Origin of the sequence: Castellaniella defragrans 65Phen, from assembly GCF_000612685.1 — a bacterium.
GTDB lineage: Bacteria > Pseudomonadota > Gammaproteobacteria > Burkholderiales > Burkholderiaceae_B > Castellaniella > Castellaniella defragrans.
In genome coordinates, this window is record NZ_HG916765.1 from 67,779 (window position 1) to 84,784 (window position 17,006).

At 72.7% G+C, this 17,006-nt stretch carries 9 protein-coding genes; all 9 read left to right on the top strand.

All coding sequences use genetic code 11. From position 1 onward, the window contains the following. Nucleotides 1–12: 12 nt before the first annotated feature. A complete protein-coding gene (locus tag BN940_RS17755; protein WP_052355492.1) occupies nucleotides 13–936 on the top strand; it encodes a 4'-phosphopantetheinyl transferase family protein in 924 nt (307 codons plus the stop codon). Nucleotides 937–1,191: 255 nt separating this feature from the next. Continuing rightward, nucleotides 1,192–2,994, top strand: coding sequence for a (2,3-dihydroxybenzoyl)adenylate synthase (locus BN940_RS00255; RefSeq protein WP_148305011.1), 1,803 nt, complete (start codon nucleotides 1,192–1,194; stop codon nucleotides 2,992–2,994). A gap of 46 nt (nucleotides 2,995–3,040) precedes the next feature. After that, on the top strand, nucleotides 3,041–3,283 hold the full coding sequence (locus BN940_RS00260; RefSeq protein WP_043678849.1) for a phosphopantetheine-binding protein: 243 nt from the start codon (nucleotides 3,041–3,043) through the stop codon (nucleotides 3,281–3,283). Next, complete coding sequence (locus BN940_RS00265; protein ID WP_084330425.1) at nucleotides 3,280–7,320, top strand: non-ribosomal peptide synthetase; 4,041 nt, start codon at nucleotides 3,280–3,282, stop codon at nucleotides 7,318–7,320. The genes BN940_RS00260 and BN940_RS00265 overlap by 4 nt, the downstream gene beginning before the upstream one ends. Before the next feature lie 41 nt (nucleotides 7,321–7,361). After that, a complete protein-coding gene (locus BN940_RS00270) occupies nucleotides 7,362–8,486 on the top strand; it encodes a YncE family protein (RefSeq protein ID WP_052355493.1) in 1,125 nt (374 codons plus the stop codon). 10 nt (nucleotides 8,487–8,496) lie between these two features. Then, nucleotides 8,497–9,696 carry an isochorismate synthase gene (locus tag BN940_RS00275; RefSeq protein ID WP_052355494.1) on the top strand — a complete coding sequence of 400 codons (1,200 nt, stop codon included), beginning with the start codon at nucleotides 8,497–8,499 and terminating at the stop codon, nucleotides 9,694–9,696. 19 nt (nucleotides 9,697–9,715) lie between these two features. Then, nucleotides 9,716–10,372, top strand: a complete 657-nt coding sequence (locus BN940_RS00280) for an isochorismatase family protein (RefSeq protein WP_043678855.1) — start codon at nucleotides 9,716–9,718, stop codon at nucleotides 10,370–10,372. 414 nt (nucleotides 10,373–10,786) lie between these two features. Continuing rightward, nucleotides 10,787–15,526 (top strand): glutamate synthase-related protein, encoded by a 4,740-nt coding sequence (locus BN940_RS00285; protein WP_043678858.1) that lies wholly within the window; start codon nucleotides 10,787–10,789, stop codon nucleotides 15,524–15,526. A gap of 14 nt (nucleotides 15,527–15,540) precedes the next feature. After that, nucleotides 15,541–17,004 carry a glutamate synthase subunit beta gene (locus BN940_RS00290; RefSeq protein WP_043678861.1) on the top strand — a complete coding sequence of 488 codons (1,464 nt, stop codon included), beginning with the start codon at nucleotides 15,541–15,543 and terminating at the stop codon, nucleotides 17,002–17,004. Nucleotides 17,005–17,006 lie beyond the last annotated feature (2 nt).

The following is a 17,006-nucleotide window of genomic DNA, read 5'->3' on the forward strand; positions in this document are numbered from 1 at the left end:
GCCCGGCCCACCATGCACGCCCCGGACGCCCGCGCCCCGTACCGGCTGATCCTGTCCCGGGGACTGCCGGACGCCGCGGGGGCCGCGCGCCTGCGCCTGGACCTGCCCGAGGACGAATGGCGCCGGATCGCCCGCCTGCGGCGCGCCGACGACCGCCTGCGCAGCCTGGTCGGCCGCGCGCTGGCGCGCCGCCTGCTGGGCCGGCGCCTGGGCCTGGCGCCCGCGGACGTCCCGCTGGGCGCGGGGCCGCACGGCAAGCCGATGCTGGTGGCGGCCGCCTGGCATTTCAACATCGCGCACAGCGGCGACCTCGTCCTGGTCGGAGTCGGCCCCGGACCGCTGGGCGTGGACGTGGAGCACTGCCCCGATCAAGTGGACGCGGCGCTGTGGCGGCTGGTCACCGGCGGTCCGCTCCCGGCGGCGAGTCATCCGGCGCTGGACCCTCCAGCGCGAGACCATCCGGCGGCGGGCCGATCCGGCGCCGCGCCCGATCCCCGGGCCTTCTGCGCCCAGTGGGTCCGCCGCGAGGCCGTCCTCAAGGCCTGCGGCCTGGGGCTGTCGGTCGAGCCCGGGGCGCTGCGGCTGGCGGACGCCGGCGGATCCGACGAACCGGCCGAACCGGTCAAACCAGGCGAGTCCCGCGAACCCGGCCAATCCGCCGGACCGGGCGGACCCGGCGAAACGGCGGGCTGGACGCCGGTCTCGGGCCTGCCCGAAGCCGAAGGCCTGTGGGTGCGGCTGCTGTGGTCGGGACCCGGCCATTGCGCCGCGCTGTGCCTGCCCGGAGGGGCGCCGGGCCCGGACACCGCCTCGTGCGCCGGCGGGCGGCCGGCCCCCGGCGCGCCGCCTCCGGACGCCTGGACCCTGAGGACGCTGGCGCTGGCCGACTGGATCGGCGCACCGGACGATGGCTGGAACGACGACCGGGACGGATGAACGGCATCGCCGCACAGGACGGAATGCGGGACGGGACGCGCGATGGCGGAACACGTCCGCCGAAGCGGACGAGCCACCCGGACCGGCAGGCAGCTCGGACAGCTGGCCGCAGGCCGACTGCAACCCGACCGCAACCCGACTGAAAACTGGCCGCAAGCTGACTGCAAGCTGAATCCAAGGGCTGGATTCCCTGTTTCCATAGACTATAATCATTCTCATTATCATGCTCAGATCATTGACGCCTGAACCATGACGATGGCCTCCATCTCCCCCGCTTCCGATTCCGCCCCGCGCGCCGCCGACGCATCCGGCGAACCGTCCCGGCCCGTCCAGGTCTGGCCCGACGCGTTCGCCGCCCGCTACCGGGCGGCCGGCTACTGGCGTAACGAGACCTTCGGCGCCTGGCTGCGGGAACGCGCCACGGCCCATCCCGACCGCCTGGCCGTGATCGGCGGCGAGCAGCGCTGGACCTACGCCGAACTGGACCGCCGCGCCAGCGCCCTGGCGGCCGGATTCCTGGGCGCGGGCCTGCGGCAGGGCGACCGCGTGCTGGTGCACCTGCCCAACGTCCCCGACTTCATCGCCGTGGTGATGGGCCTGTTCCGCGCCGGCCTGATCCCGGTCTACGCCCTGCCCGCGCACCGCATCACCGAGATCGAGCACTTTGCCCGGGGCTCGGGCGCGCGCGCCTACGTGGCCGCCGCCGCGCACGCCGGCTTCGACTACACGGAACTGGCGCGCGAACTCCAGGCCCGCCAGCCGCGCGTCGAGCACGTCTGGATCGCCGCCCCCGCCGCAACGGCGCCCGCGGCAGCCACTGCCACGGCAACCCCGGCGGCCGCGGCGAGACCGGCGGCCGCCGCGCAGGGCACAGCCGCCGCGCCGGCCCCCGCCGACGCCTTCCCGCGCCTGGACGCGCTCTACGCCGCCGACGGCGCCGCCGTCCCGGCCAGCGTCTCGCAGGGCCCGGACGTGGCCTTCCTGCAGATCTCCGGCGGCAGCACGGGGCTGTCCAAGCTGATCCCGCGCACGCACGACGACTACATCTACACCCTGCGCGAATCCGCCCGCATCTGCGGGCTGGACGGGGACAGCGTGTTCCTGGGCGCACTGCCGATCGCGCACAACTTCCCCATGAGCTCGCCCGGCTTCCTGGGCACGCTGTACGCGGGCGGCCGCGTGGTGCTCTGCCCCTCGCCCGATCCGGAGTCGGCCTTCGCCCTGGTCGAGCGCGAGCGCGTCACGGTCACCAGCCTGGTGCCGCCGCTGCTGCTGCAATGGCTGGACCGCGCGCCCGCCTCGGGGCGCGATCTGTCCAGCCTGCGCGCCATCCAGGTGGGCGGCGCCAAGCTGTCGGCCGAGATCGCGCGCCGCGTGCGCCCGACGCTGGGCGCCACGCTGCAGCAGGTCTTCGGCATGGCGGAAGGGCTGGTGAACTACACCCGCCTGGACGACCCGGACGAGCTCGTCATCCACACCCAGGGCCGCCCCATCAGCCCGGACGACGAGATCCTGATCCTCGACGACGAGGGCCGGCCGGTCGCGCCGGGCCAGGCGGGCCACCTGCTCACGCGCGGCCCCTACACGATCCGCGCCTACCACGACAATCCCTCGGCCAACGCGCGCTCCTTCACCGAGGACGGCTACTACCGCACCGGCGACGTGGTGCGCATGACGCCCGAGGGCTACCTGGAAGTCCAGGGCCGCGCGGGCGACCACATCAACCGCGCCGGGGAAAAGATCTCCGCCGAGGAGATCGAGGACCACCTGCTGTCGCACCCGCAGGTCTTCGACGCCGCCGTGGTCTCCGTGCCGGACGAATACCTGGGCGAGCGCAGCTGCGCCTTCGTCATCCCCAAGGGCGAACGCCCGCGCCCGGCGGACCTGAAGCGCTGGATCCGCGCACGCGGCATCGCCGACTTCAAGGTCCCCGACCAGATCGTGTTCGTGGACCGGTTCGCCTCCACCGCCGCCCTGAAGATCAGCCGCAAGGCCCTGCGCGCCCAGCTGCGCGCTCAACTGCTGGAACAGGAAAGCCAGGAACGCGCCGCGCAGTGAGCCGCACGGCGCCGCTCCTTCATCGATACGGATCACCCTCACCGACATGACCGCCCTCAGCCTCGAATCCATGCGCGCCGACATCGCCCGCATGCTGCACGAATCGCCTTCCGACATCCTCGACGACGACAACCTGATGGACCTGGGCCTGGATTCCATGCGCCTCATGAAGCTCGCCGCGCAATGGCGCGAGGCGGGCGCGGAGCTGGAATTCGCCGACCTGGCCGCCGACGCCACCCTGGCGCACTGGTGGGCGATCGTGGCCCGCGGCCTGGCGCGCGAGGCATGAGCGATCCGATCCCCGCCCGGCCGGCGTCCTGCGCAGCCACGGCCGCGCCGGACGCCGCCGCGGCCTGGGCGCCGCTGACCGAAGCCCAGGAAGGCCTGTGGTACGCCCAGCGCCTGGACCCGGCCAACCCGATCTTCAATCCGGCGCACTGCACCACGCTGCGCAGCCCGCTGGACGTGCCGCGCTTCGAGCGGGCCGTGAACCAGGCGCTGGCCGAGGCCGAGTCCCTGTCCCTGCGCTTCGAGGACCGCCCCGACGGCCCGGCGCAATGCATCGACCCCGTGCGCGCGCCGCGCCTGGAGATCCGCGACCTGCGCCACCTGCCCGAAACCGAGGCGCACGCCCAGGCGGACGCCTGGATCCGGGGCGACCTGCGCCGCCCCGTCGATCCCCTGCGCGATCCCCTCGCGTGCCAGGTCCTGTTCCTGTGCGGCCCGGCGCTGGCGCTGTGGTACCAGCGCGTGCACCACCTGGCCGCCGACGGCTACGGCATGGCCCTGATCGAAGGCCGCGCCATCCGCCTGTACCGGGCGCTGGGCGAAGGCGCCGCCGAGCGCGAACCGCCGCTGGCGCCGCTGGCGCCGGTCTGGGACGAGGACCGCGCCTGGCGCGCCGACCCGAAGCGCGCGCAGGCCCGGGAATTCTGGCTGGCGCACTGCGCGGGCCACGTGCCCGCCGCCAGCCTGGCCGCGGCATCGGCCCTCAGCGCCCACGACTGCCTGCGCCTGGAGCACGAGGCGCCCGCCGCGCTGGCGGATGCGCTGCGCGCCCTGGAAGCGGCCGCCGAAGTCAGCTGGCCCGACATCCTCACCGCCCTGGGTGCCGCCTACGTGGCGCGCCATCTGGGGCCGTCCGGATGCGTATCGGGCGTGCCGGCCATGGGCCGCCTGGGCAGCAGGAGCGCCCGGGCCGTGGCGACCGTGATGAACGTGCTGCCCTGGGTCTGGACGCCGGACGAGGACGCTCCACTGGCCGAGACGGTACGGGACGCCGCCCGGTCGCTGCGCGGCCTGCGGCGCCACAGCCGCTACCGCGCCGAGCACCTGCGCCGCGACCTGGCGCTGCCGGGCGGCCTGCCGCGCCTGCACGGCCCGATCCTGAACGTCCTGCCCTTCGACGCACCCTACGCGGCCGCAGGCCTGGATGCCGCGCAAGCCGTGCTGTGCACCGGGCCGGTCGAGGACCTGACCCTCGGCTTCCGGGCGGCGCCCGACGGCGGCGGCCTGCGCATCGAGATCGAGGCCAATCCCAAGCTGTACGCCCCGGAGCAGGTCCGGGCCCACCTGAGGCGCCTGACGGCCTTCCTCGAAGCCGCCCTGGCCGCGCCCCGCCTGGCGGACGTGCCCACCCTGACGGCGGACGAGCACGAGCGCTGGGCGCTGGCTCCCAACCGCACCGCCCACCCGGTGCCCGCCGGCACGCTCTGGTCGCGCATCCACGAACGGCTGCGCGCCGAGCCCGGCCGCGTCGGCCTGGAGGACGACGCCGGCAGCTGGACCTACGCCGACATCGACGCCTGGACGGCGCGCGCCGCGCGCCGCCTGCGCGCCCTGGGCGCCGGCCCGGGCGTGCTGGCGGCCGTGGCCCTGCCGCGCTCGGCGCGGCGCGTGCTGTGCCTGCTGGCGATCCTGCGCAGCGGCGCGGCCTATCTGCCGCTGGACCCGCGCCAGCCGGCCGCGCGCCTGCGCGGCATCCTGGACGACGCCCGCGCGCGCGTCCTGATCGGCCCCGCCGCGCTGTGCGCGGGGCTGGACACCCGGCCGCTGGCGGCGGACGCGCTGGGCGCGGCCGACGAGCCGGACGGCCCGGGCGCGGCGGACGCCCCGGCCGATCCCGGGCCCGCCGCCGGCCGCGACACGGGCGAAGGCCCGGCCGCCGGCCCCGAGGACCCGGCCTACGTCATCTACACCTCCGGCTCCACCGGCGCGCCCAAGGGCGTGATCGTGCCCCACGCGGCCATCGTCAACCGGCTGGAATGGATGCGCGCGCACTACGCCATCGGACCGGACGACCGCATCCTGCAGAAGACCCCGGCGACCTTCGACGTGTCCGTCTGGGAGCTGTTCCTGCCCTTCCTGAGCGGCGCCTGCCTGGTGGCCGCCCCGCCCGACGCGCACCGCGACCCGGCCTGGCTGTGCCGCCTGGTGCGCGAACGGCGCATCACCGTGCTGCATTTCGTGCCGTCCATGCTGGCGGCCGTGCTGGACGAGCCCGCCGCCCGGGGCCTGCAGGCCCGCCTGGTGTTCTGCAGCGGCGAGGCCCTGCCCGCCGCCCTGCGCGACCGCTTCCACCGCACCATCCGGGCGGAGCTGCACAATCTGTACGGCCCGACCGAGGCCGCCGTGGACGTGTCCTACTGGCCGGCCGGCGCCCAGGACGACAGCCAGCCCATCCCGATCGGCTGGCCGGTCTGGAACACCCGGCTGCACGTGCTGGACGAGCGCCTGCGGCCCGTGCCGCCCGGCACGCCCGGCCAGCTGTACCTGGGCGGCCGCCAGCTGGCGACCGGCTACCTGGGACGGCCCGACCTGACGGCCGAACGCTTCGTCCCGGCCCCGCCCGGCCTGCCCGACGACCGGCTGTACGCCACCGGCGACCTGGCCACGCGGCGCGAGGACGGCGCCGTAGTCTACCTGGGGCGCCTGGACCATCAGGTCAAGCTGCGCGGCCAGCGCATCGAACTGGGCGAGATCGAGGCCGTGCTGGCCGCCCACCCGGACGTCGCCCAGGCGGCCGTCCTGGCGCGCGAGGACCGGCCCGGCCAGACGCTGCTGGCGGCCTACGTGGTGCCCGAGGCCGGCCGCGCCTTCGACCGCGACGCCCTGGCCGCCCACATGGCCGATCGCCTGCCGGACTACATGGTGCCGGCCGCCTGGGTGCCGCTGGCGGCGCTGCCGGTCACGGCCAACGGCAAGCTCGACCGCAAGGCGCTGCCCGTCCCCGAACGGTCGGGCCAGGGCGCGGCGCGGCCGCCGCGCACCGCCACCGAGCGCCGGGTGGCCGAGGCCTTCCGCGCCGTGCTGGCGCTGCCCGGGCTGCCGGGCGCGGACGACGACTTCTTCGCCCTGGGCGGACATTCGCTGCTGGCGGCGCGCCTGGCCCTGACGCTGCGCGACGGCCACGACCTGTCGCTGGGCACGGTCTTCCAGTACCCCACGGTGGCGCGCCTGGCCACCCACCTGGACGACGCGGCCGGACGCGCGGCGGGCGCCGCGCAGGCCGGCTTCGGCCCCGTCGTGACCCTGCGCGAGGCCGCGGGCCGCCCGGCGCTGTTCTGCATCCATCCGGCCGGCGGCCTGTCCTGGTGCTACGGCGCCCTGGCCCGCGCCCTGCCCGCGCCGCGCACGGTGCACGGCCTGCAGGCGCCCGCCCTGGCGCTGGACGGCCAGCCGCCCGCCGACAGCCTGGCCGCCCTGGCGCGCACCTACGCCGAGCGCGTGCTGTCGCTCCAGGCCGAAGGCCCCTACCACCTCGCCGGCTGGTCCGTGGGCGGCATCCTGGCGCAGGCCGTGGCCGTCGAACTGCAGGCGCGCGGCCAGGCCGTCGGGGTCGTCGCCCTGCTGGACGCCTACCCCTGCGAAGCCTGGCGCGAGCGCCCGGAGCCCGCCCCCGAGGACCTGTACAAGGCGCTGCTGCACATCGCCGGCGCCGATCCGCACGCCCTGCCGCCGGAACGCCTGAGCCGGCGCGGCGTCGTCGATTTCCTGCGCGCCCAGGGCCACCCGCTGGGCGCGCTGTCCGACGCGCGGCTGGACGCGGTCTTCGAGACCGTCGGCCACACCAACCGCCTGGTGCGCCGCCATCGGCACGCGCGCTACGAGGGCGCGGCGCTGCATTTCCAGGCCGCGCTGGACCACGCCGATTCGGGCCTGGACCCGCGCATGTGGCAGCCGCACGTCGGCACGCTGATCCGCCATGCGGTGGACAGCACCCACGCCGGGCTGCCGGGCGCCGCCGCGACGGCCGTCATCGCCCCCGTCCTGGACGCGTGCCTGCGCACGGCCGACCAGGGGGCGCCGGTCGGCGCAACCGCCTGAATCTTCCATTTCCGCCCCTTTCGATCGCACGAGGAACCCGCATGAACCCGTCCCCCTTCTCCCACCCGGCGCTGCGGCGCGGCGCCCGCGTCCTGCTCGCCGGCACCGCGCTGGCCCTGGCCGCCGGCTGCGCGGCCACCGGTCCGGCCGCGCCGCATGCCGCGATGGTTCCCTCGGCGGCCGTGCCGACCTGGTCCGTCACGGCCCGGTCGGCCGACCTGCCCCCGGGCGTCTACCAGAGCGCCTACAGCGCGCGCACCCAGCGGCTGTATGCGACCTCGGCCGTCGGCCGCCCGCCGGTGAAGGAATCGCGCCTGCTCGCCATCGATCCGGTCAGCCTGCGCGTGGTCGCCTCCGTCGTCCCCGCCCTGCAGGCCGGCCGCACGGACGGCCAGGTGCAGGCCGTCTACGGCCTGACGGTGGACGACGCCCGCAGCCAGATCTGGACCACGAACACCCGCAGTGGCTCGGTCGCCGTCTACCGGCAGGCGGACCTGTCCCTGGTCAAGCAGTTCCCCGACGACGCCACGCCGCACGCGCGCGACGTGCTGGTCGACGACGCGCACCACCGCGCCTACGTCTCCTCGCCCGCCTCCAACCTGATCCACGTGTTCGACAGCGCCACGCTGCAGCCGCTGCCGGGCATCACGCTCACCGGCGCCGGCGAAGCGCCCAAGCCCATGAGCCTGGCGCTGGACGCCGGGCACCAGCGCCTGTACGCCGTCAGCCTGAACACGGCCGAGGTCTTCGCCATCGACACGGCCACGGGCCGCCAGGCCGCGCGCTACGCCGTGCCCGGCGTCCAGGGCGCCTCGGGCATCGCGGTCGACAGCCAGACGCAGCGCATCTACGTGGCGGCCCAGAAATCCGGCGACCTGACGGTGCTGGACGCCCGCGACGGCCGGGTCCTGCAGCACCTGGCGACCGGCGCCGGCGCCCTGAACGTCGCCTTCGATCCGGTCCACCGCCTGGCCTACGTCGCCAACCGCGGCGCGGGCACCGTCACCGTCGTGGACGAGCACGGCACCCTCCAGGCCCAGGTGAACACCGGCTCCGCGCCGAACCACATCGCGCTGGACCCGCAGGGCACCGCCTGGGTGACGGTGAAGAAGAGCAAGGACGACCCGCGCGGCGATCGCCTCGTGCGCATCGAAGCCCGCCGCTGAGCCGCGGATCATGGACATGCTCGCCCGCACGCCCGCCGATCCGCGCACCGGCGCCCTGGCCGGCTTCCGGCCGGGCGACAGCCTGTTCACCACGCACGACCGGGGGTTTCTCGCCCGCGGCTGCCTGCTGCAGGCCGCCCCGCGCGAGGACGTGGCCGGCTGCGGCGCCCGCCTGCTCGCGCAGGCGGCCGAACTGCGCGCCGCGGCGGGCGCGCCCGCGCCGGACGCCGCAGAGGACGGCGCGCGTCCCCTGCTGCTGGGCCTGCTGCCCTACGACCCGGCCGGCCCGGCGCCGGCCCTGCTGCGCGTGCCGCGGACGCTGCGGCGCATCGCCGCGCCGGGCGAACCGCCGGCCGCGCGGCGCGGCGCCATCCGCGGGCGCCGGGAACACCCCGACCAGTCCGGCTACGAGCGCGGCGTGCGCGCGGCGCTGGAACGCCTGGGCCGGGGCGACGGCCTGCGCAAGCTGGTGCTGTCCCGCACCCTGGAGCTGGAACTGGACCGGCCCCTGGACCTGGCCGAGGTCCTGGCGCGGCTGTGGCGGGCCAGCCCGCACGGCCACACCTACGCGCTGCCCGTGTCCGGGAACGAGCAGGATTATTTCCTCGGCGCCAGCCCGGAACTGCTGGTGCGCCGGGACGGCCGCCGGGTGCGCGTGCATCCCCTGGCGGGCACGGCCGCGCGCCACCCCGACGCCGCCGAGGACGCCCGCATCGCCCGGGCGCTGCTGGACTCGCCCAAGGACCGGCTGGAGCACGCCGTCGTGGTCGAGGCCATCGAGGCCGCGCTGCGGCCGCTGTGCCGTACGCTGGACGTGCCCGCGCAGCCGGGCCTGACCTCGACCGCGCGGCTCTGGCACCTGGGCACCCCGATCGAAGGCGAGCTGGCCGATCCCGCCATCAGCGCCCTGGACCTGGCCATCGCCCTGCATCCCACCCCGGCCGTCTGCGGCCTGCCCACGGCGGACGCCCGGCGCGCCATCGCCGCGCTGGAACCCTTCGAGCGCGGCTACTTCGCCGGCGCCGTCGGCTGGTGCGACGCCGCCGGCGACGGCGCCTGGGCGGTCGCCATCCGCTGCGCCCACGCCAGCGGCCGCCGGCTCACCCTGTCGGCCGGCGCGGGCATCGTTCCCGGTTCGGTCCCCGAACTCGAATACCAGGAAACAGGCAACAAGCTGCGCACCGTCCTGGACGCACTGGGGCTCCTTTGAACTCTCGGAGCTTCGCTTCATGACCATCCCCTCCCTGCCTTCCTACGCCATGCCCCGCGCCCCCGTGCGCAACCGCGTGGACTGGCGCCCCGAGGCGCGCCGCGCCGCCCTGCTGATCCACGACATGCAGGACTATTTCCTGAGCAAGTACGACGTGACGCAGGCGCCGATCCCCGACCTGATCACCGCCATCGTCCACCTGCGCGACCGCTGCCGCGACCTCGGCATCCCGGTGTTCTACACCGCCCAGCCGCCGGTGCAGCCGGAGGCCGACCGCGCGCTGCTGAACGACTTCTGGGGACCGGGCCTGACCGCGCCGGAACATCAGGCGGGCGCGCGCATCGTCGCGGCCCTGCGCCCGCGCCCGGGGGACACCGTGCTGACCAAGTGGCGCTACAGCGCCTTCCAGCGCTCCGACCTGCGGGAACGCCTGCGCGCGCTGGGCCGCGACCAGCTCATCATCACCGGCGTCTACGCCCACATCGGCTGCCTGGCCACCGCGCTGGAGGCCTTCATGCAGGACATCCAGCCTTTCCTGGCGATCGACGCCTGCGCCGACTTCAGCGCGGAAGACCACCAGATGGCCGTCACCCACGTCGCGCGCCGCTGCGGCGTGAGCCTGACCCTGGACCAGATCCTCGACGCCCTGGCGCAGGGCGCGCCGCGGGACAGGTAAAACCGCAATTCGCCAGGCACAGGCCAGTCCGCCGGGACTGGCCTGTGTCCGGTCTCATCCCCCAAGGGGGCGGGCCTTGGGACGGCCCGGCGGCAGAAAAGGCCCCCACGCTGCGCAGCCTGCGGCCGCTTGCTGCCCCCCAAGGGGGGGCTTTTTGCCTTGGGACGGCCCGGCGGCAAAAAAATCCTCGGCCTTTCCATCGGGATTTTCCCTGAAGCTGAAAAACAGCTGTCGAGGACAATGTCTATATTTCATGTGATTTGATATGTCCCTATATATTAGGCATCCAATGAGCCCAATTCATAAATAGGGACACATCAACAAAAAATCCTATTGTCACCAAGGACTTGGGGCGGTAATTTCCTCCTTCCGCCGTTCGGAACGGCGTCCGTATTCCGCCTCGCGAGTCCTGCCATGACCCACCCCGCCTTCTGTCCCCCCGGCCTGCCGGCCGCCCAGGGTCTATACCGCCCCGAACAAGAACACGACGCCTGCGGCGTCGGCTTCGTCGCCCACATCAAGGGCCACAAGAGCCATTCCGTCATCCAGCAGGCCCTCAAGATCCTGGAAAACCTGGACCACCGGGGCGCCGTCGGCGCCGACGAACTGATGGGCGACGGCGCGGGCATCCTGATCCAGATCCCCGACCAGCTCTACCGCGAGGAAATGGCCGCGCAGGGCGTGACCCTGCCGCCGCCCGACGACTACGGCGTCGCCATGGTCTTCCTGCCCAAGGAAACCGCCTCGCGCCTGGCCTGCGAGCGCGAGCTGGAGCGCGCCGTGCGCGACGAGGGCCAGGTGGTGCTCGGCTGGCGCGACGTGCCCGTCGACCGCGACATGAGGATGTCGCCCGCCGTGCGGGCCTGCGAACCCGTCATCCGCCAGCTCTTCATCGGCCGCGGGCACGACATCATGGTGCCCGACGCGCTGGAGCGCAAACTCTACGTCATCCGCAAGACCGCCAGCCACGCCATCCAGCGCATGCAGCTCGCGCACGGCCAGGAATATTTCGTGCCCTCGATCTCGGTACGCACCGTGGTCTACAAGGGCCTGCTGCTGGCCAACCAGGTCGGCCTGTACTACCGCGACCTGGGCGACACGCGCGCCGTCTCGGCCCTGGCGCTGGTGCACCAGCGCTTCTCCACCAACACCTTCCCCGCCTGGCCGCTCGCGCACCCCTACCGCATGATCGCCCACAACGGCGAGATCAACACCGTCAAGGGCAACTTCAACTGGCTGCGCGCCCGCGAAGGCGCCATGCGCTCGGCCGTGCTGGGCGAGGACCTGAGCAAGCTCTACCCCATCGTCTACGAAGGCCAGTCCGACACCGCCACCTTCGACAACTGCCTGGAACTGCTGGTCATGTCGGGCTATTCCCTGGCCCACGCCATGATGATCATGATCCCGGAGGCCTGGGAGCAGCACGCCGACATGGACGAGTCGCGGCGCGCCTTCTACGAATACCACGCCGCCCTGATGGAGCCCTGGGACGGCCCGGCCGCCGTGGCCTTCACCGACGGGCGCCAGATCGGCGCCACACTGGACCGCAACGGCCTGCGCCCGGCGCGCTACCTGATCACCGACGACAACATGGTGATCCTGGCCTCCGAGGCCGGCACGCTGCCGATCCCGGAACACCGCATCGTCAAGAAATGGCGCCTGCAGCCCGGCCGCATGCTGCTGATCGACCTGCAGCAGGGCCGCATCATCGAGGACGGGGAGATCAAGTCGCAGCTGGCCAACGCGCATCCCTACCCGCAGTGGATCGAGCGCCTGCGCCTGAAGCTCGACGCCCTGCCGCCCCTGAAGGCCGACGACCTGCCCGAGCCGTCCGCCAGCCTGCTGGACCGCCAGCAGGCCTTCGGCTGGACCCAGGAGGACTTCAAGTTCATCCTGGAGCCGATGGCGAAGAACGGCGAGGAGGCCATCGGCTCCATGGGCAACGACGCGCCGCTGACCGTGCTGTCGGACCGCCCCAAGCCCTTCTACAACTATTTCCGCCAGATGTTCGCCCAGGTGACCAACCCGCCGATCGACCCGATCCGCGAGCAGATGGTCATGTCGCTGGTGTCCTTCATCGGCCCCAAGCCCAACCTGCTGGACATCAACAACGTCAATCCGCCGCTGCGCCTGGAAATCAGCCAGCCGGTGCTGGACCGGGCCGCCATGGCCCAGCTGCGCCACATCAGCCGCCAGACGGGCGACAAGTTCCGCTGCTGCGAGCTGGACATCGTCTACCCGGTGGCCTGGGGCCCCGAGGGCATCGAGGCCTGCCTGGCCTCGCTGTGCGCCACCGCCGCCGACGCGGTGCTGAGCGGCGACAACATCCTGCTGCTCAGCGACCGCCGCGTGGACGCCGAGCACGTCGCGATCCCCGCGCTGCTGGCCACCTCGGCCATCCACCAGCACCTGATCCGCGCCGGCCTGCGCACCCGCACCGGCCTGATCGTGGAGACCGGCTCGGCGCGCGAGACGCACCATTTCGCGCTGCTGGGCGGCTACGGCGCCGAGGCCGTGCACCCCTGGCTGGCGCTGGAGACCCTCGCCGCGGGCGTGGGCCCCCATGCCGAGCCCGGTTCCCCGACGGCGCTCACCGATCCCGCCAAGGCCACCGAGAACTACATCAAGGCGATCGGCAAGGGGCTGAAGAAGGTCATGTCCAAGATGGGCATCTCGACCTACATGTCCTATACCGGCGCGCAGATCTTCGAGGCGGTGGGCCTGCACAGCAGCCTGGTGAAGAAATACTTCACCGGCACGCCCAGCAACATCGAGGGCATCGACATCTTCCAGGTGGCCGAGGAAGCCCTGCGCACCCACCAGGCGGCCTTCAGCGCCGATCCGGTGCTGGCCAACGCGCTGGACGAGGGCGGCGACTACGCCTTCCGCATCCGCGGCGAACAGCACCTGTGGACGCCGGACTCGATCGCCAAGCTGCAGCACGCCACGCGCGCCAACAATTATTCGACCTTCAAGGAATACGCCCAGCTCATCAACGACCAGTCGCGCCGCCACATGACGCTGCGCGGCCTGTTCGAGTTCCGCGTCGATCCGGCCAAGGCCATCCCGCTGTCGGAAGTCGAGCCCGCCAAGGAAATCGTCAAGCGCTTCGCCACCGGCGCCATGTCGCTGGGCTCGATTTCCACCGAGGCGCACGCCACCCTGGCCGTGGCCATGAACCGCATCGGCGGCAAGTCCAACACCGGCGAGGGCGGCGAGGACGCGCTGCGCTACCGCGCCGAGATGCGCGCGGGCAAGCCGACGGTGAGGAAGGGCGACACCATCGCCTCCGTCCTGGGGCCGGACCGCATCGTCGCCGACATCCCGCTGGCCGCGGGCGACTCGCTGCGCTCGCGCATCAAGCAGGTGGCCTCGGGGCGCTTCGGCGTCACCGCCGAATACCTGTGCAGCGCCGACCAGATCCAGATCAAGATGGCCCAGGGCGCCAAGCCCGGCGAGGGCGGCCAGCTGCCGGGCCACAAGGTCACGGACTACATCGCGCAGCTGCGCTATTCGGTGCCGGGCGTGGGCCTGATCTCGCCCCCGCCGCACCACGACATCTATTCGATCGAGGATCTGGCCCAGCTGATCCACGACCTGAAGAACGTCAACGAGCGCGCCTCGATCTCGGTGAAGCTGGTGGCGGAAGTGGGCGTGGGCACGGTGGCCACCGGCGTGGCCAAGGCCAAGGCCGACCACGTGGTCATCGCCGGCCACGACGGCGGCACGGGCGCCTCGCCCGTGTCCTCGATCAAGCACGCCGGCATCCCCTGGGAGCTGGGCCTGGCCGAGACGCAGCAGACTCTGGTGCTGAACCGCTTGCGCAGCCGCATCCGCGTGCAGGCCGACGGCCAGATGAAGACCGGCCGCGACGTGGCCATCGCCGCCATGCTGGGGGCCGACGAGGTCGGCTTCGCCACGGCGCCGCTGATCGTCGAAGGCTGCGTCATGATGCGCAAGTGCCACCTGAACACCTGCCCGACGGGAGTCGCCACCCAGGATCCGGAACTGCGCAAGAAGTTCAGCGGCAAGCCCGAATACGTCGTCAATTATTTCTTCTTCGTGGCCGAGGAAGTGCGCGAGATCATGGCGCAGCTGGGCATCCGCACCTTCGACGAGCTGATCGGCCGCGCCGACCTGCTCGACATGCGCAAGGGCATCGAGCACTGGAAGGCGCGCGGGCTGGACTTCGGCCGCATCTTCCACCAGGTGCCCACCGAGGACCCGGTGCACCACACGGACGCCCAGGACCACGGCCTGGCGCACGCGCTGGACCACCAGCTGATCGAGCGCAGCAAGGCGGCGCTGGAACGCGGGGAAAAGGTCTCCTTCATCACCCCGGTGCGCAACCGCAACCGCACCATCGGCGCGATGCTGTCGGGCGAGGTGGCGCGCCGCTACGGCCACGAAGGCCTGCCCGACGACACCATCCACATCCAGTGCAACGGCGCGGCCGGCCAGAGCTTCGGCGCCTTCCTGGCCCACGGCGTGACCCTGGACCTGGTGGGCGAGGCCAACGACTACGTCGGCAAGGGCCTGTCGGGCGGCCGCCTGATCCTGCGTTCGCCCAACGACTTCCGCGGCTTCGGCCCGGACCACATCATCGCCGGCAACACGGTGCTGTACGGCGCCACCGGCGGCGAGGCCTATTTCAACGGCGTGGCCGGCGAGCGCTTCGCAGTGCGCAATTCGGGCGCCGCGGCCGTGGTGGAAGGCACGGGCGACCACGGCTGCGAATACATGACGGGCGGCACCGTGGTGGTGCTGGGCGAGACGGGCCGCAACTTCGCGGCCGGCATGTCCGGCGGCATCGCCTACGTCTGGGATCCGGAGCAGGTCTTCGCGCGCCGCTGCAACACCGGCATGGTGCGCCTGGACCCGATGGAGACCGACGAGGCCCAGCGGCAGGCCGGCGAGCCGCAGTTCTGGCACAGCCTGGAGCGCAGCGGCGCGCGCGAGACCGACGAGGCGATCGTGCGCCGCCTGGTGGAAAACCATTTCCGCCACACCGGCAGCTTCCGCGCCCGGGAAATCCTGGATGACTGGAACCAGGCGCGCCGCGCCTTCGTCAAGGTCACTCCGATCGAATACCGCCGCGCCCTGGGCGAACTGTGGCAGGCGGCCCAGACCCAGACCCAGGCCCAGGCCGCCTGAAGGAACATCGCATCATGGGAAAAATCACTGGTTTCATGGAATTCGCGCGGGTCAAGCCGGCCTACGAGGCGCCGGAATCCCGCCTGCGCCACTGGAAGGAATTCGTCTCGCCGCTGACCGAGGAGCAGGCCCGCATCCAGGGCGCGCGCTGCATGGACTGCGGAGTGCCGTTCTGCACCCACGGCTGCCCGGTCAACAACATCATTCCGGACTGGAACGACCTGGTCTACCGCCAGGACTGGAAGCGCGCGCTCGACGTGCTGCTGTCGACCAACAACTTCCCGGAGTTCACCGGCCGCATCTGCCCCGCGCCCTGCGAGGCGGCCTGTACGCTGAACCTGAACGACACGGCGGTCGGCATCAAGTCGATCGAGCACACCATCATCGAACGCGGCTGGCAGGAAGGCTGGGTGGTGCCGCAGCCGCCCGCGCGCAAGACCGGCAAGCGCGTCGCCATCGTGGGCTCGGGGCCGGCCGGCCTGGCCTGCGCGCAGCAGCTGGCGCGCGCCGGGCACAGCGTGTCGGTCTATGAAAAGAGCAACCGCATCGGCGGGCTGCTGCGCTACGGGATCCCGGACTTCAAGCTGGAAAAGTCGCACATCGACCGGCGCCTGGCGCAGATGGAGGCCGAAGGGGTGGAGTTCCTTCCCTCGACCTACGTGGGCCGCCCGGAACACGCGGAAGACGGCCTGACGGTGGTGACGCCCGAGGAACTGCTGGCGCAGCACGACGCGGTGGTGCTGGCGGGCGGCTCGGAGCAGCCGCGCGACCTGCCGGTGCCGGGCCGCGAACTGCGCGGCGTGCATTTCGCCATGGATTTCCTGCGCCAGCAGAACAAGATCAACCACGGCGACCGCATCGCCAAGCCGATCAATGCCAAGGGCAAGCACGTGGTGGTGATCGGCGGCGGCGACACGGGGTCGGACTGCGTGGGGACGAGCAACCGCCAGGGCGCGGCCTCGGTGACGCAATTCGAGCTGATGTTCCGCCCGCCGGAGGAAGAGGACAAGCTGCTGACCTGGCCCTACTGGCCGATCCGCCTGCGCACCTCGTCCTCGCACGAGGAAGGCTGCCAGCGCGACTGGGCGGTGGGCACCCAGGCCTTCGAGGGCAAGGGCGGCAAGGTGGAAAAGCTGGTCGCGACGCGCCTGGAGTGGCTGAAGGACAAGGCCACGGGCCAGATGAAGATGCGCGAGGTGAAGGATTCGCGCTTCGAGATCCAGGCCGACCTGGTGCTGCTGGCGATGGGCTTCGTGTCGCCGGTGCGCTCGGTGCTGGACGCGTTCGGGGTGGACGCGGACGGGCGCGGCAATGCGCGGGCGAACACGGACGACTACTGCAGCTCCCGGGCGAAGGTGTTCGCCGCCGGGGACATGCGGCGCGGGCAGTCGCTGGTGGTGTGGGCGATCCGCGAAGGGCGGCAGTGCGCGCGCTCGGTGGACGAGTACCTGATGGGGGCGTCGGTCCTGCCGCGTTGAGG

What these genes read in the sequence shown, in the direction of transcription:
- BN940_RS00270 (WP_052355493.1), top strand. Translation starts at nt 7,362, where the DNA reads ATGAACCCGTCCCCCTTCTCCCACCCGGCGCTGCGGCGCGGCGCCCGC.
- BN940_RS00265 (WP_084330425.1), top strand. Translation starts at nt 3,280, where the DNA reads ATGAGCGATCCGATCCCCGCCCGGCCGGCGTCCTGCGCAGCCACGGCC.
- BN940_RS17755 (WP_052355492.1), top strand. Translation starts at nt 13, where the DNA reads ATGCACGCCCCGGACGCCCGCGCCCCGTACCGGCTGATCCTGTCCCGG.
- BN940_RS00255 (WP_148305011.1), top strand. Translation starts at nt 1,192, where the DNA reads ATGGCCTCCATCTCCCCCGCTTCCGATTCCGCCCCGCGCGCCGCCGAC.
- BN940_RS00290 (WP_043678861.1), top strand. Translation starts at nt 15,541, where the DNA reads ATGGGAAAAATCACTGGTTTCATGGAATTCGCGCGGGTCAAGCCGGCC.
- BN940_RS00285 (WP_043678858.1), top strand. Translation starts at nt 10,787, where the DNA reads ATGACCCACCCCGCCTTCTGTCCCCCCGGCCTGCCGGCCGCCCAGGGT.
- BN940_RS00280 (WP_043678855.1), top strand. Translation starts at nt 9,716, where the DNA reads ATGACCATCCCCTCCCTGCCTTCCTACGCCATGCCCCGCGCCCCCGTG.
- BN940_RS00275 (WP_052355494.1), top strand. Translation starts at nt 8,497, where the DNA reads ATGGACATGCTCGCCCGCACGCCCGCCGATCCGCGCACCGGCGCCCTG.
- BN940_RS00260 (WP_043678849.1), top strand. Translation starts at nt 3,041, where the DNA reads ATGACCGCCCTCAGCCTCGAATCCATGCGCGCCGACATCGCCCGCATG.